This is a genomic window from Streptomyces sp. NBC_00996, assembly GCF_045162675.1.
GTDB lineage: Bacteria > Actinomycetota > Actinomycetes > Streptomycetales > Streptomycetaceae > Streptomyces.
Genome location: NZ_CP108723.1, coordinates 8,846,044 through 8,862,446, shown reverse-complemented (window position 1 = coordinate 8,862,446; position 16,403 = coordinate 8,846,044). Strand labels below are relative to the sequence as shown.

General features: G+C 71.3%; 2 protein-coding genes and 1 pseudogene. All 3 read right to left on the bottom strand.

The features are described from left to right. Positions 1-248: 248 nt before the first annotated feature. Positions 249-659 (bottom strand): annotated as a pseudogene (locus OG390_RS41080) (IS982 family transposase); the annotation flags it as partial. Between the two features lie 75 nt (positions 660-734). After that, positions 735-11,609, bottom strand: a complete 10,875-nt coding sequence (locus tag OG390_RS41075) for a hypothetical protein (RefSeq protein WP_406178170.1) — start codon at positions 11,607-11,609, stop codon at positions 735-737. Between the two features lie 269 nt (positions 11,610-11,878). Beyond that, a complete protein-coding gene (locus OG390_RS41070) occupies positions 11,879-16,258 on the bottom strand; it encodes a hypothetical protein (protein WP_406175084.1) in 4,380 nt (1,459 codons plus the stop codon). Positions 16,259-16,403: the final 145 nt, after the last annotated feature.

Below are 16,403 nucleotides of genomic sequence, written 5' to 3'. Positions count from 1 at the left end.
GGGCCGCCCTGCGGCATCCCGGCGTTTCTCGGTGCGGAAGACCGTGGCCCGCTCCTGGGCCCGGCCGATGAACAGCACTCCCTCCTCACCCTCGAAGTCCCGCAGGAACTGGTGGGCGATGTCGTCCTTGCGCTGTCCCTTGGCGAAGTCCACCCAGGGGATGTCGCGTTCGGCGGCGAAGCGGCGGATGGACGCGGTGAACGCGTCGCTGACCTTGCCCAGCGGGGCGGTGGAGCGCACCGGCTGTCCCAGCTGATCGCGCAGGTAGCCGATCCGGTCTCGCGTGAGCGGCCGCACTCCACCGGTGTGGAGTCGACCGCCCAGACGTCGTCGCTCCATACGGAGGTGGAGGAGGCAAGGAAGCGGGTGACGTGCCGCAGGAGCCCGGCGGCCTTGCGCAGCCGTTTGTTGCAGCCGGGCTGCTGCGGCAGGTAGGGGAAGAGATGCCGCAGGTGGGCGCGGGCCTGGCGTAGCCACTTGGCCTCCGAGGTGAAGCCGAGCATGGCCTGCATCATGGCGAGCGTGAGCAGTTCGGCATCGCTCAGACGCGGTGCGATACCGACGGCCGGGGGGCCGGGCGCCAAGTGGGGCCGCTCTTTCAGCAGGTCGTCCGTTGTCACGTAGAGTGCAGTCGCGAGGGTGTTCAGGTTGTTCGTCACACAACGATCTTGAACACCCTCGCTCTCGTTTCCGCGGGCACCCCTTGGAATTGATCATCTAGCTAGAGGGGCCGCCTATCCGCGCGACCTCTTACGGGGCCTGGGTGCGTCGAGAAACGCCCTCGGGATCGCGGGCCTCGGGGGCCTTGCGGGCCTGGTGGTTTCGGGCTGCGCCGGCTCGGGTGCGGGCGCCGGTGTGACGGACGGAGCCGCGGAGCTGGCGGCGACCGGAGGGGCCGAGTGCGCTGTCGTACGGGACGGAGATGCGGGCGTGGACTCCGCCAAGACCGACAGCTCCTCGGTGATGTCCTCCGGCACCCCGACGTTCGCGAGATCCTCCTCTGGGATCGGCCGCAGTGCGGGCGACCAGAGTCCAGACCAGCCCCCGGACCGGCGCCCGAACGCGTTCGAGGAAACGGTCACCGTCGGCTCAGGCCCCGCCGTCTCCTCGCCCGTGGTGTCAGCGGGCGACTCGGCCCGTACGGACGAGATCGGGGAGAGCGGCGACTCCTCGGTCAGCGGCGACGATTCCGCCTCGGTGAAATCGCCGGTGGTCTCGCCGCCGCTCTCGGTCAGCGGACTGCTGCTTGCTTCCTCGGGCGCCCAACCCCCGTGGATCGGCGCATCTGCCGGTGTTTCCGAGGTCCTGGGACGGGCAAGCAGGTACTCCGCATTGCGCAGGTACAGCGTGACCGTGCCTCCGTCCTGCGCGCCGTACGGTACATGGGTCTCGACGCTGCCGTCCTCGGCGACGACGGTGAGCCGGACACGGTAGACGGAGGCGGCAAGTTGGGCCGCGGTACGGGTGGTCGCCTCGTCCCAGCGGCGGGCCGCGTACACCTGCGTACGGATCAGCTCGCGCGTCTGCCTCTGCGTCAGCAGCAGGTCGTCGGGCAGCCTGCCGCCGTTGCGCTGGAACTGCTCGGCCTGCGCGGCGTCGAGGGTGACCCCGGCGCGCACCAGTTCGTCGTGAGTGAAGGGCGCGCCGGGGTCCAGCACGGCGGACGGCGGCAGGGGGCGGCCGCTCACGAGGCCGGCCGGGTCGCGCTCGCGATCGGGGTGCAGGGCCGCCGCGAGCGCGGGCCAGAAGCCGTTGCCGTCGCCGGACGGCTCGACCAGGTCGTGGACGGTGCCGTCCGGGGCGGTCAGCGTGGACTGGCCGGCCTCGGTGCCGTGGCGCCACGCGCCGGTGCCCGCGGTGGTCCAGGGAGCCTGCCCGTGGGCGGGGCGCCGGGGCCCGTGGTCGGCCTGTTCGGCGGGCCGGGCCAGGGGCGGCGGGCCGGGCAGTTCGGGCTGCCGCGCCGGCTCGGACTGCGGGACGGCGAGGCGGTAGTGACGGTCCTTCAGGTGCAGAACGACCTGTCGGAGCTTCTCGCCCTCCGCGGCCTTTGGCGGTGCGAAGTGCTGGAAGCCGCCGTCTGCGCGCACCACCGTGATCCGTACCCCGAATGTCCGGGCCGCGAGGGCGGGGAGCAGGTCGGCGGCGCCGTGGTCCCAGCCGGCGCCGTCCGCGGTGTCGCCGGGGCGATGCAGCTGGGCCGAGGCGAGGGCGACGCGCTGCGCGTCGGGCAGTTCGGCGTGCAGGGGCAGGTGACCGGAGTCGTCGAACTCGCGCCGCTCGGTGCTGCCCGAGTCGAAGGCGACCCCGGCGCCTTCCATTTCGGCCGCGTTGAAGGCGTCCTGGGTGTCGGGGGAGGTGAAGGCGCGCAGATCCGCGTCGTCCTGGCGGCGCAGCCGGTCAGTGAGCCGCTCGCGCAGTCCGGTCACGATCTCCGGACGGCCCGGCAGCGTGGCCAGGTTGCCCAGGAGGGCCGGGTCCGCGTGTTGCAGTCCCTCCGCGAGGGCATGGTAGAAGGCGTCGCCGTCGGCGGGCACTTCGCGCACGGTGTAGATCTCGCCGGTGGGCGAGGTGAGTGTCGTCGGGGCGTCGCCCTGGCCCGGGGTCTCGGTGTAGCGCTCCCGCTCGGGCGCGGGCTCCGCAGGCGCGCCGAAGACGACGGCCAGCGGTTCGGGCAGGCCCGCGCGCTGCTCCGGCTCACCGGGACCGTGTGGCCCGGCGGGCAGCCGGTGCCAGCGGGTGAGCCGGTCGGTCTCGGCCCGAACGCGGTGGAACTCGGCGGCCGCCACCTCCGCCGTGCGCAGTTCGGCGCGCAGGGTGTCGAACGTGAGGCGCAGGGCGCGCCTGGCCGCCCTCAGCTCTGCGGTCGCGTCGCGCACCTGCCGCCGGGCCCGCCCCGTCAACGCGGACTCGGGCCGACCGGCGTCCGGATCCGCGCCGTGCTCCGGGTCCGACGGCCGGGACCGGTCCGCCTTCAGGGCTTGTCCGAGCTGGTACTTGGCGGCGGTCAGGTCGAGCCTGCGGGCGCTGAGGCTCTCGCGCAGTTCTGGCATGGCCCTGCGGTGTTCCCAGTACTTCCGGTCCGCGGCCACCCAGGCGCCGCTCGCCTCGATGACCTTTGCCCAGGCGTCCGCAACCTGGGACGGGAAGGTGTCGTCGTCGACGAGTCCCAGTTCCCGGGCGATGTCCTCCCGCACCCAGGCGATGACCTGTGTCTGCGCCTCCACGGCCTGCGGACCGGGCCTGACGTAGCCGAACGGTCCCAGATGACGGCCGAGCCAGGAGCCGACCGCACTGTCCTTGAAGTGCCGTTCGACGTCGGCGACGCCGAGCCAGCTCGTCGGGATGGCGAACAGGAAGCTGCGGCCGCTCTTGGGCTTGATGTTCAGCTGGGTGCCCTCGGCGGCGGCCATTTTGCGGCCGTCGGTCTCGGTGTTGACGCCGGTGCCCGGCGCCCCGGGCACGGCGGCGCGCGCCGCGCCCGATACCAGGACGGGCTGCACACCCAGGGAGGAGACCTGCACGCCCGTGCGGGAGACAGAGACGTCCTGGTTGTCGGTGTGCCGCTCGGCGCTCTCCATCGTGGCGTCCGGGGCCACCGCCAGCAGCCGGGCGCCCGCGAAGTCCGGCTTGGAGTAGAGCCGGTAGTCGCCCTGCGCTCCGCCCACGAAGGTGTCCTCGGTCAGCCCGGCCACCGCATGCCCGCCGGCGGTCGTGCTGTCCCCGAAGAAGGCGGCCAGCGCCGCGTTGTCGGTGCCGTCGTGCAGCGCGAGCGCGGAGGCCGTGCCCGGAAGGGTCAGCCCGGTGCGCCGGGCCTTGGCGAGGGCGGTGTCCAGTTGCCTGCCCTCCAGATCGCGCTGCCCGCCGGTGGCGGGGACGACCGCGGTGCCGTACGCCTTGGCGACGGCCAAGTCCCCCGCCGCCCGCAGCATGTCCAGGCCGACTGTCCGGCGGACATGGAATCCGTTGGCGGGGAGCCGGAAGGGCCGGTGGGTTCCGTCCGGGTGCGGTACCGAGCGCCAGGCGTCGACGGACTGCGGGGTGACGCTGCCCTGCTGCCAGACGGTGGCGACGCGAGCGGGAGGGTCCAGCTCGGGGGTGCCGAGCGGATCGTCCGGATGGCTGTCCGTCCGGGGGACGGTCAGGCTCAGCGGCAGTTGCTCGCGCAGCCGGCCGACATCCCCTTCCTGCTGGGCGACCGTACGGCCGCCGAGTTCCAGCGTCAGCCGCAGTCGGTAGCGGGTGAGGTATTCGGCGTAGGGCTCGTTCGGGTAGAAGAGGTGCGTCTTCAGGCGGGCCGTGGAGCGGCTCGTGGAGACGGACCGGGAGGTGGTGCCCAGCTCGCCGTAGGTCGGACCCGCGGCCGTGGCGGTGCTGTCGCCGGTGCGCACGCCTTCCCCGACGTTCACCCCCGTGGTGCCCGTGCGGGTGGTGACCAGGCCCTCCTCGACCGTCTCGGTGGCGACCCGGTTGTCCTGCAGGGTGGCACTGTGGTCGAGGCCGTCGAACTGCGGCTCGTCCGCGATGAGTTCCACTCGCAGGGAGCCGGTCCGGCCCCCGATGCGGAGGTTGTTCCGGCCCCAGCCGCCGACCCGGGTGCGGGTCGCGGTCCCACCGGAGGACATCTGGTCGCGCAGGGCGCGTACGGCGCGCGGGGTGACGAGGGAGTGGACACGGTCACGGCTCGCGTCGTCGATGCCGAGGGCGAGCAACTGCCGGTCGAAGTCGGCCAGCACCATGGTGGTGTCCAGTGTGTTGACGGGATACGAGCCGAAGGGGTTGTCCCGCAGCCACTTCGGCTGGCTCCAGACCCTGGCCGTGTAGCGGGGCACCTCTCCCAGCCTGTCCCTGATCAGCCCCAGCCGGTGCGCGGCCTTCTCCGGGAGGTGGCCGAGCCAGTCGGAGGCGAAGGTGAGCCGCCTGCCCGCCCAGGTGGTGCGGTACCAGGTGGCGAGCGAGTGCAGCGGGGCGAGCACACCGTCCGCGCGCACCGAGCCGGCGATGTCGTGCTGGGTGCCACCGGCCACCAGCACCTTGTGGCCTCCGGCGTCCCGGTCGATCTCCGAGGCCACCGTACGGGTCACGGTGCGCGTAGTGGTGCGGGACCGGCCCAGGCGTCCCAGCAGGCCGTACGAGCCGACGAGTGAGGGACCGACGAGATGGGTGTGGGCGAGGGCACCGGTGCCGGCGAGGGTGAAGGTCGTGGTGGTGGTCGACGCGCCGGAGGTCCGCAGGTCGCTGCCGACCGTCTGTTCCGTCTCGATCTGGACGGGCTTGGAGACGACCACGGGGTCGACCACCCGTGTCCGGTGCACCAGGGTGCCGAGCCGGTTGAGGTAGAACCCCTCTCCGAAGAGCCCCGTGATCCGTGAGCCCGCCGGTTCGGTCGTCTGGTCGAATCCGGCGGTGAGGTACTGCGGCTGGAACGGCCGCACCGCGGCGTCGTGCGCGGACGCTCCGATCTCCGCGAAGTGCCACGAGCCGCCCGAGGCGTCCTTCATGACCGCCTCGACCGCGGTGACGAGCTCCGCGTGCGCGCCCACACTCACGGTCTGGTACGGCTGGTCACCGAACGGGTCCGTGCCGTGGCCTGCCGTCACCTCACGTGTGTCGCCGGTCGCCAGGGCCTTGGCCTGAGCCGGATCCAGGGCCTCGATCCTGGGCGCGGTCTCGGCGGGCGCCGTGTGCGGGTCGGCGTCCGGGGTGTGCTCGTCGGGCACGGAGAGCACCACCCGGCCCGTCAGCGGCTTCTCGAGGAGGTCCACCTCCGCCTCCCGCCGCACAAAGAAACGCGTGCCGAGCAGGCCCAGCGAGGGGATGCCCCGCCAGAGGCTGCGCGGGCGCCAGTGGCCACCGCTCTGCGCGGTCAACTCCAGCCGGTAACTGTGCAGATGGGAGGGCCCGGCACTGACCGCCATGGGCTCGTACGAGACCGTGGCCCCGTAACCGGTCCTGCGCCCCTTCTGGCGGCTCCACCGCGGGCCCGCCTGGACGGCGCCGACGTTGGACGCCCATCCGATGTTGTCCTTCCCGGCGTCACGCACCAACACTCTGGCGTCAAAGCCGCCCTCGACCGCGCGCACCACGTTCTGCGCCCCGTCCAGGCGCTCGGTGCCTGGGGCGCTACCGCGGAGGATGAGGTCGTTCTGGGTTCCCTCGTAGCGCCGGTCGGACAGCTTGCCGTCGATCCAGATCCAGCGGCGGGCGCGGGTGAAGCGATCGGGGTCGACCAGGCCGATCCTGATCCCTGTCGTGGTCAGGGCTTCGAGATTGCCCGCGACGCTGTGCTGGGACAGGGTGTTGATGACGGTGAGCGTGTTCTGCAGCGCCATGCGGTAGCGCTCCGCGTTGCGCCAGCGCTTGTCGGAAGGATCGCCCAGTTCCTCGAGCGGTGCGAGCATGCCCGGGTACTTGCGCGCAGCGGCCCGTATCACCTGGTCGGTGAAGGAGGCCAGAAGGGTGAGCGGAGGGCCCGTACCGGCGCCCTTGGGGTGGACGGGGTCGCCGTTGTCGTACGTGAACGCCTCGGGCCGGCTCATCCCCAGCACCGCGGGGTTGTCCTTGGTCAGGTAGGCGGGGGCGAAGGGTTCGTTGCGGTGACGGCGGCGCAGGGTGGTGCCGTCGTCCCAGCCCGCGTGCCGGCGCGCCTCGGTGCGCGTCATGCGGTCCAGGCTCCACGTGGTGAACGGCGTCGCCTCCTCGTCGCCCGTCTTGCGCACGTAGACGGTCTTGCTGACCAGGTAGAGATCCGTCGGGACCTTCTTGGCCCGGCCCACGATCTTGCGGCTTCCCGAGCCACCGAACGCGCCGCTGTGCGTCGTGCTGCGCCCGTACCTGCCGAACGCTCCGAACATGGCGCGCAGGTTCGCCGCCGGGCCGAAGAAGCCCAGCAGGTCGAAGCTGGGGCCGAGCGACGCGTTGATCTCCTGGGTGTAGGTCTTCGACAGTGTCCGCTCGTTCTTGACGGTCTGCTGGATGGTGTTGCGCAGCTCGGCGGCGGCCGTCTCGCTGAGCAGCCTGGCCTTTCCGGGCACCACCCGCTCCACGACGAACGCGCCCAGCGGGGAGCGGGAGTCGTCCTCGCCGAACAACGGGGGGCTGGTGACATTGCCGTGCGCCAGCCGGTCGGCCATGCGGTGGAAGCTCCCCGAAGTGAAGAACCGGACGATACCGTCGTAGGCAGCCGTACCGGGCTCGGCGCCCGCCCGGGCAAGGGCCCAGTCGCGGATGTCCTTGAGGGAGCCGTAGCCCTCGGTGTGCACCAGCCGGTAGTCGGACTGCGGGCCGAGCGTCATCGTGCGCGGCGCCCGCCCCGGCTTGTCCGGAGAGGTCTCGCTGTCCGACAGCCGTACCGTCAGCCCGTTGCGGACCGCGAAGGTCAGGTAGGTTTCGCCCGGTGAGAGGGGCCTCGGCAGCCCCGAGGACACGCTGGACGGCGCTCCGCTCAGGGACACCTCGTACTGCACGTCGTCCAGGTGCAGATGGGATCCGTCCGCCATACGGGTCTCGACCTGACTGAGCGTCTGCTCCTGCATGCCGAACCGGTACGAACGGTTGAGTGCGAGTACCCCGCCGGCCCGCCCGTACGCCGCGGCTCCGGCAGGCGGGCCTATGGCGACGGAGGGAGCCCCCTGGAATGTCGTGCTCACGGTCTTGTCGGCACCGGTGGTGACCTGGCTGCGCTGGGCCTCGTCCACCTTCACCGGGCTGCCGTGGACGTCGGTGAACCGTTCCCAGTTGCCGAGCGGCCGGGTGGTCACTTTCAGGACCCGGACCCGGCCGTGCCGGTCCAGGAACGGCGGGGACTCGTAGCCGTCGCCGCGGAATACGCGCGGGGTGGTGCGCAACGCCCGCTCCAGATCGGCCAGCGGATCGCCGCGGCCGGGATCGGCCGGGCGGACGAGGTCCATCCGGTCGCCGATCTCGCGTACGACGTCCTCGGTGCCGCGCAGGGTGACGTGGCTGTGGCCATAGCTGACGTCCTCGGTGCCGCCGCTGTCGTCCCCGGTCAGGTAGGCGGGCAGGCGGCTGCCGTCGCTGAACACCACCGGCTCTCCCGTGCGGGACGGCGGAAGCAGCGAACGGTCCAGGCGGGGAGGGCGGTGGGTGTCCAGCTGCGCCTCGATCCGGGCGAAGGGGTCACCCGGCTCCGCGGCTCCGGTGGGCGCGAGGGCCGAGTAATGGTCGATGCCGTTGTAGTGGATGTACACCTGCCGGTCGGCGCCCTCGACCAGATGTTGGTCGGGGAGGCCGTCCTGGACCACGACGACGTCCAGGCCGATGCTCCGGGCGACGGCGGAGAGGGCGCGGTCGAAGAACGGCGTCACCCAGAGCCGGACGTCGCGGATCGCCCGCTCGATCAGTTCGCCGGTCGTGGTGCGGAGGATCTCGGAGAGGGCCGGGGCCGTGCTCGCCCAGCGCGGATAGGCGGTCTCCAGGAGCCGCCCCCAGAGTCTCCGTGCCTGGGTGTCATCGCGGCGCAGCTCGCCGACGAGCCGGGTGAGCAGGGCGTCGCGGTGGACGTAGAGGTCGGCCAGGCGGTCGCGTTCGGCCTGGGGGAGGGTGGTGGGATTGGGTGTGTAGTCGGGCAGCCGGTCGCGGATGGCCTCCCTGGTCAGGTCGGCCACGGCACTGCGCTGTTCCGGGTCGGTGGTCCGGCGGCGGAGTTCGTCCCCGTACATCCGCTCGGTCAGCAAGGTGTGGAACAGGGCCTGCTGGTCCTGCGTGAGGCCGGGCCGTGGCACCCCGCCAAGGACGTAGCGGAGCGTGTCGGTGCCGAGGTCCCTCACGAGGTCGTCCAGCGGGTCCGTGCGGGCGGTCGCCGACGTCTCGAGGCCGGAGGCGGCGAACCAGTCCCCGGCGTGGTCACGGAGCTGCCGGACCGTCATGCGGTACACGGCCGAGGCCGGGTGCTGCCGGGCCGCGCTGGCCAGCACCGAGGTGAAGAAACAGTCGCCGTCACTCGCCACGCGCAGCACGTCCAGTCCGGGCCGGCCGTTGTCCGGAGGTACCTGCCGGATGACCGCCCGGTCCGCGATGGCTTCGGGTGATCCGCCGGCGGCAGGGTCCACAACCGTGTCCACGAGCGGTGAGCTCTCGTCAGGGAGGCGCGGTGCGGCCGGGATGCGGGACAGGGCTTGCGTGGTGGGCTGACCGGTGCCCGCCACGTCCTTCGGTACGCTCCGCTGCCGGCTTTCACCCCTGTCGGTCGCAGGGTTCCCGGCGGCACCGGCCGTGGGTTCGGTGCCGCTGTGGCTCGCGGGATGGGCGTAGGGGGCCACAGGGTGGGCACGCGTGGTGCCGGGCTGAGCTGTGCGGCGCGGGTCGGAGACGGGATCGCTCCAGAAGTGTTCGCGACGTATGGCGGGCGCGGCGAGCCGTGCCTGCTCGAACTCCGTGTCGACGGGGTGCTGTGTCGTGCCGGCGCCGCGGTCGCCACTGTTCCTGGCTTGGGTGCCGGCCGATCCGGTGGTGGGCTCCGGGAGGCGGGGGCGGTAGTAGGTGGCGGGGAGTTGTGCCGCCCTGAGGAGGGCCACCTGTTCCGAGAGAGGGGCGCCTCCGTTGAAGAGGTTGTACGAGCCGGTGGGGATGACGGGTTTGAAGCCATTGTCGAGGAGGAGCTTCGGCAGGACGAGATAGATGTTGAGGCGGCCGTTGGCGTCGGTGAACGGATGGAGGATGTGGAGTTTGGTGATGGTCCTGGCGATGGCTGCCAGGCGTTCGTCAGGAGTGGGGGCGTTGCGGATGTCGCTGCGGTACTCCGAGAAGACGGAGTCGATGAGGTCACTCCACTCGCGGAGTTTGTAGGCGATGGTGATGATCGAGGAGGCGTTGCCCCAGTGGCGCGGTATGCCCAGGACGGCCAGGGCGTTGCGGGTTTCGGAGCTGGCGCCGAAATCGTCTGCGTGGTATTCGGACCAAGTGATCAGGAGCCGTCGACCGTCGACGCGGAGGGCGGCCGTGTCGTCGCTCATCCGGTCCGCGCCCAAGGGGAATTGGGTGGGTCGGCTGGGGTCGCCCGTTCGTACCGGCCGCGTGTACAGGTGTGAGGTGATCAGGCGGTGCAGGTTGCTGTACGTGTCCGCGTTGAGGACCAGGTGGGGGTCTTCCAGGGCGAAGCGGTAGGCGTTGACCATGCCGGCCCGGAAGCCCGGGGATCGCTGGTTGTCGTAGTAGCTGCCCGGGTCGTGGGGGTTTACGGCCTGGGCGTTGGCATGGTCGGCGGGGTCGAGGAACACACGCCACCATTCACGTTCGGGAAGAACGTCGGAGAGCCTGGCCCCGGTGGTGCCTTGCCGGGGGATCCGGTGAATGGCGTCGGTGGAGTACGTGGGCAGGCCGCCCCAGCCAGCGGCATGCCGGGTGAGGTCGGCCGACACCGTCCGTGCGCGGCCCGGTGGGGGCATCATGGGCGCGACCGTGTCACCACGATCCCCGGCGGTGGTGTCACCGGGGCCTTCGGCCGCAGGACCACTGTGTTCGGAGCCGTCCGTGGTGTGGGTTTCGAGGGGAAGCTCGCCGATGAGGGCGGTGAGCAGGCTCAGATGGCGTCCGCGCAGGCCGTTGCCGCCGAGTCGGCCGAGGAGGCTCTCGGCATGGTCGGGGCGTTGGGGCGCGGAGAGGTCGGCGTATTCGTCGCGCAGGCCGAATTGGTGGGCCAGTTCGTGGGCGTACTCCTCGGGATCGGCGTCGAGCCACCAGGTGTACTGGTCCATGGGCCGGCCGCGGTCGGTGATGTCGACGGTCATGTGCGGGTTGTGGTCCCGGTCGACTCTGGTCACGGTGACGTGGAAACGGTCACCGTTGTCCAGGGTGTGGCGGGGGTAGTTGTAGTAGGTCTGGACGCCCGCTTGGACGCTTGCCCAGATCGCGTCCAGGTCGTGCCGGCCGTCCTGGGTGCGCAAGGCGATGCGTAGCTCGACATCGGTGACCGTCTCGCCCTCGTACCTGAAACGCCGTGCGTCGAACGCCGACCGTACGGCGTAACGCGGCGTGGTGTCCCGACGCGTTCGCGGCGTGCCGCTGTCCGCATCCCGGGCCGCGACGGGCCACAACCGCCCCGCCACGGACAGGGGGATCTCGACGTCCGCCTCGTCGTGCGCGACCGGCAGCACACCCGGCGGGTCCGCGGGAATGGTCCGGACGACACCGCCACCCTCACCAGGTCCTGCCTTCGGTGTCGGGGCGGTCTGTCCGCCTACCGGAGCGGGCGTGGCCTCCGCCTCCGAGTCGGAACCGTATTCCGAGGCGGACGTCTCCGGGTCGTGGCTCGCGATGGCCTCTGAGATGTCGCCCTGGACTGCGCCGCCCTCCAGCGCGGTCCTGATTCCCCCCTCCTTGGCGGCGTTGACCCTCTTCTCGAAGGCTGCGTACGCCTCGGGGTCCTCCTTCAGCCAGTCGGGCACCTGCCAGCCCGGGAAGAACTGCCCGTGCGTACCGGAGGCCTGCACCCGATAGCCCTGCCTCGCCCCGATCGTCTCGTTGACCGCTTCGAAGGCCCACTGACAGCAGGCGCACGCCAGTTTCACGCCGCCCATCAATACCGTTTCCGGGTTCTCCGGGTCGCGGGCGTTGTCCTTCCAGTGCTCGATGTGCTCCCCCAGCACGGTCATCTCACCGTGCTGGGACACCGACTTGTCCGGGCCGTCCTCACCGACCGAGTACCAGTTGACCGGCTTGTCCAGAGCCCGCCTGATGAGCGCCAGACCACGGGCTTCGGGATGGTCGCCCTCGTAGCTTCCGTCGAGAAGAGCACGCAGCTTGTTCCGGTCCTGCCTCTCCCGCCCTTCCTTCTTCCGTGCGGCCTCCTGCGTCTCCTTCTTCCCCACCTCCACGGCGATTTGCTGCGCCCTCTGCTCGACGAACGCCTTGAAGTCGTTGATTATCGCGTTCTTGTCCCATTCAGTGACTTTGCGGGTCCCGGTGTTGCCCGAGATGGCGAGGCGGCCGTCCGGCAGCAGGGACACCGCCAGGTGCGGGGTGATCTTCTTAGGGCTACGTACCGGCTTGCCCGACTTGTTGACGTTTCTCTTGTTGCTCTCCAAGAGCACCTCAGACCTCGCCGGCCCATCCGGTCCAGCATGCGCAACGTCACATCCCGGTCGCTGGACGCTGTTGCCTTATTCCGGCGCACCGTGCGGGATGTCTCCCCCCGAGCACCGTCCGGCATACGCCGCACCGCCGACGCCGACGCCGACGGCGTCACCGTCACGCCACCGCGTGACGCTGACACGACCTCGGGCTCCGCACCGCCGGAGTCTGGGCCTGCGGTGCCGTGCTCCACCTGGCCGTCGGCATGTGTTTGCGGTGTCCACTGCGCTATCGCGGTTTCGAGGCGGCGAATGTGCTCCTGGTTGGGGTGTTCGGCGTTTCGGGCATCGGAGAGTGCTTTGGTGAGCCCGTTCAGCATGGCGGTGTCCGTGCGGACCACGGCGACGAAAAGAACCTGGGCGGTCTCCGTTCCATCCCGGCCGTCTTCATGGCTCTGGCCTGTGTCCGTCGAGTGCCGCGATGGGCCTGCGGGGGATGTCTGCGCGGTGGTGTCACCGTGGGTCTGGGCAGGCTCGGAGTTCGGGTCGGGTTGCAGGTCGACGTTCAGCATATGGGCCAGGTCGGTGCCGATACGGCGTTGGCTGCGAGACTGCTCACTCCGCGGGTGGGTGACACCCACCCGGGAACCCGCAGCCCTGCCCGACTGACGATCCGCCAGCACCCGCTGCTCGATCTCGCGCACGCGTCCCACGGCATCCGCCAAACGCGCGGACGCGGTAGCGACCGCGCTGCCGCCGGCATGGGCGGAGGACTCCACTCCGGCGGCGTGCGCTGTCCGGGCCGCCTCCAACGCGTCCTGCGCTTTGTACACGGCGATCTGCGCGTCCATGTACGCCTGGTCAGTCTCGGCCTCGTCCCGCCACTCGACTGCCCGAACCGGCCCCGGCTGCGGTTCCGTTTCCGCCTGGGAGTCGGTGGCCTTGCTCTTCCCCTTGTCCGGCGCTGCGGTCGCCCCCGCCTCCGTCTTCACCTCCGCCGACGGGGGCCGCGGGTCGTCGGGGACCAGCGCGCCGAGGGAGTGCGCGGCTGCGTCGGGGTCAGTACGGACGGTGTGCGCCGCGTCTGGGTCCCGGCGAGGGTCCTGCGGCCGGTCCGACGCCGGCGCGGAGTGCCCGACCGCCGTCTCGACCCGCTCAGTACCGACGGACGTTGACCCGTCCGGCCTCGGCTCCGGTCCGGCTGGGCGGTGGCCCATGGCGTCGATGATCTGAGTGCTCCTGATTTCGTCGATGCGCTCGCGGAACCGCTCGTTGACCCGGGCCGGTTCAGCCGGGTCGCCCGAGCGGTGGGCGTCCGTCCGTTGCTGGCCCCAGTGCGTCGCTTCGGCGTCGGACATGCCGTGGTCGCGGCCGTACTGGGCGAAGGTGTTCCCGCGCTGCTCCGGGACCAGGCCCGAGACCTCGGACGTCGTCCCCGGACCGCCCGCGTCGCGTGGATCCCCGGGCTTGGCGGTGGTGGGGGCGGAGTGCTCCACCTCGGTGGCCGAGCCGTTGCCGTCGTGGTCCATCCTCGTCCCGGTGTCCTTGGACGGGCCGGGGCCGGCCGTTCCGCCACCCGAGCCGGACTCGGGCCTGAGGTCGTTCGCCGTCGCCGGTCGGCCGTGGCCAGGACCCGTGCGGATAGGCCTCGGTTGGACGGGACCACCGGAACTTCCGTGCTCCACAAAGTGCCCGTCCCCGTTCGGGCCTGCCGAAGTGTTCGTGTTGATATCCGGTGTCCTGGAGTCAGGACGGCCCCCGTGGCTACCGGGACGGACCGCCTCGCCCGGGCCGCCGGCCTGGACCGGGCGGCTGCCGCCCATCCCCGTGCCCTGCCGTACGCCGCTGTCGGGGTGACCGTTGCGTACAGCGCGGACGCCGCCGCCCTCCGGCACGGGTCGGCCGTTGGCCGTGGATGGCGTCGTGTTCGACACGTCGGAGTCCGGCCTGGGCTCGCCCTGCCCTGGCCGCGCCTGGGAGTTGGGGGTGTGCGCCGTGGACCCCGCCTGCTCCGCAGTGAGGGCCGGGACCTCGGACGGCGGTACGTCCGTGTCGCCCGGACGCTGCGACACGGACGTCGTCGCCGAACCGCCCGCGTCGTGCGGATCCTCGGGCTTGGCGGTGGTGGGGGCAGAGTGCTCCACCTCGGTGGCCGAGCCGTTGCCGCCCTTGTTCATCGTCGTCCCGGCGCCCCTGGACGGGCCGGCGCCATCGGACGCGCCACCCGAGCCCGACTCGGGTTTGAACGTGGTGACCGGGTTGTCGTTGCGGATGTACCAGCGCTTGCCGCTCCCGGAACGGCCTGCGGTGTTTGTGGTGCCCGACCGCGGGTCGGAGTTGGGCCTGATGCCGTTCGGCTCACCACCCAGTCTCTGCCCCTTACCCGGAAACGGCCCGGCCTTCGGCATACCCGCGCCCGCCTCCGGACGATTCGAACCCACCGACGGCAGGTCGTTCATCGTCGCCGGCCGGTCATAGCCAGGACCCACACGGGCGGACCCCGGCACAGGACCACTCAAGCCACCCGCGGAATCCGCGGCACCCGACCGCGGGTCGGAATTGGGCCTGATGCCGCTCGGCTCACCACCCAGTCTCTGCCCCTTACCCGGAAACGGCCCGGCCTTCGGCACACCCGCACCCGCGTCCAGGCGACTCGCCGACGGCAGGTCGTTCACCGTCGCCGACCGGTCATAGCCAGGACCCACACGGGCGGACCCCGGCACAGGACCACTCAAGCCACCCGCGGAATCCGCGGCACCCGACCGCGGGTCGGAATTGGGCCTGATGCCGCTCGGCTCACCACCCAGTCTCTGCCCCTTACCCGGAAACGGCCCGGCCTTCGGCACACCCGCACCCGCGTCCAGGCGACTCGCCGACGGCAGGTCGTTCACCGTCGCCGACCGGTCATAGCCAGGACCCACACGGGCGGACCCCGGCACAGGACCACTCAAGCCACCCGCGGAATCCGCGGCACCCGACCGCGGGTCGGAATTGGGCCTGATGCCGCTCGGCTCACCACCCAGTCTCTGCCCCTTACCCGGAAACGGCCCGGCCTTCGGCACACCCGCACCCGCGTCCAGGCGACTCGCCGACGGCAGGTCGTTCACCGTCGCCGACCGGTCATAGCCAGGACCCACACGGGCGGACCCCGGCACAGGACCACTCAAGCCACCCGCGGAATCCGCGGCACCCGACCGCGGGTCGGAATTGGGCCTGATGCCGCTCGGCTCACCACCCAGTCTCCGCCCCCCACCCGGAAACGAACTGCTGTTCGCGTTTACCGTGACCTGGCCGTTGCCGCCGGGGCGGATGCCGCCGGGCTCGGGCGTACTGGTCTCCGGGGTGCCGTTGACGAATTTGGTGATCGTCTTGGGGGTCTCGATCCTGCTGCTGCCCGGGCCCAGGGACACCGTCTGCGAAAGGTTGTTACGCAGCGGCGGGGGCGTGTTGACACCGTCCGTTGGAAGGGTGCTGACGGTGTGCGGCGTAGAGTTCTGCGTATCCCACGTGCTCTTGGGGACGTTGACGTTCTGGCCGCTGCCGTCGATGGTGGCGGGGTTGCCGTCCGGCGTCCTGCCGGAACGCCAGTCCCCGCCCATCCAGCCGCCCACGGCGGCGCCGAGCCCGACGTTGATGCCCTCCGACTTCCAGTCGATCTCGAAATCGCTGTGCGTGGCCCAGGAGGCGAGGGCTTGCGCGAACACGTCGGTGCCCAGCGTGGTCGCGGCGCCCAGGACCGCGTTGGCCGCGAAGTTGCCGACGGGCGCGAAGGAGCCCATCGCCGAGATGATGCGGCCGACGGCGGAGACGATGAACGAGATCACCCTGCTGACGACCCCCAACAGCGTGGCGAGCAGGGCGCCGAGGGCCGGGAGGAGGAAGCTCAGCGCGAGCCCGAAGAGGGCCGCGAGACCGGCCAGCGCCTCGGCCCTGTTGATCTCCTCGATGGTCCGGTCGATCTGGTTCGCGTACTCCTGCAACGCCTCGCTGATCCGCCATGCGGTGATGGCCGCATCGAGGAGCTTGTGGGCGACACCGCCGCCCGGCGCGCCCGCGCCCGCGTTCTGGCTCGAGGCGTAGGCCTCCCGGGCCGCGTCCGATGCGATGCCGGACCAGGGGATGTTTCGGACCGCCTCGGTCGTGGATGCATACGTCTCGAAGAATGTGTCACCCACCCGCATCCAGTGGTCGGCCAACTCACGGATCGGCTGGGAGTCGAAGGTTACGGGCATTCTCGGGTCCTTCTGACTGGCCGGGCGCCCGTGCGGGCGGCGGGGCCTGAGGCAGTGGGGGTGGTGGGTCCAGCGACAGCGCGTACGCTCCGTAGTACTCCGCGCGGCGCACCGAGGGGTGCGCCGCGGCGGTGCCCGCCGCAGG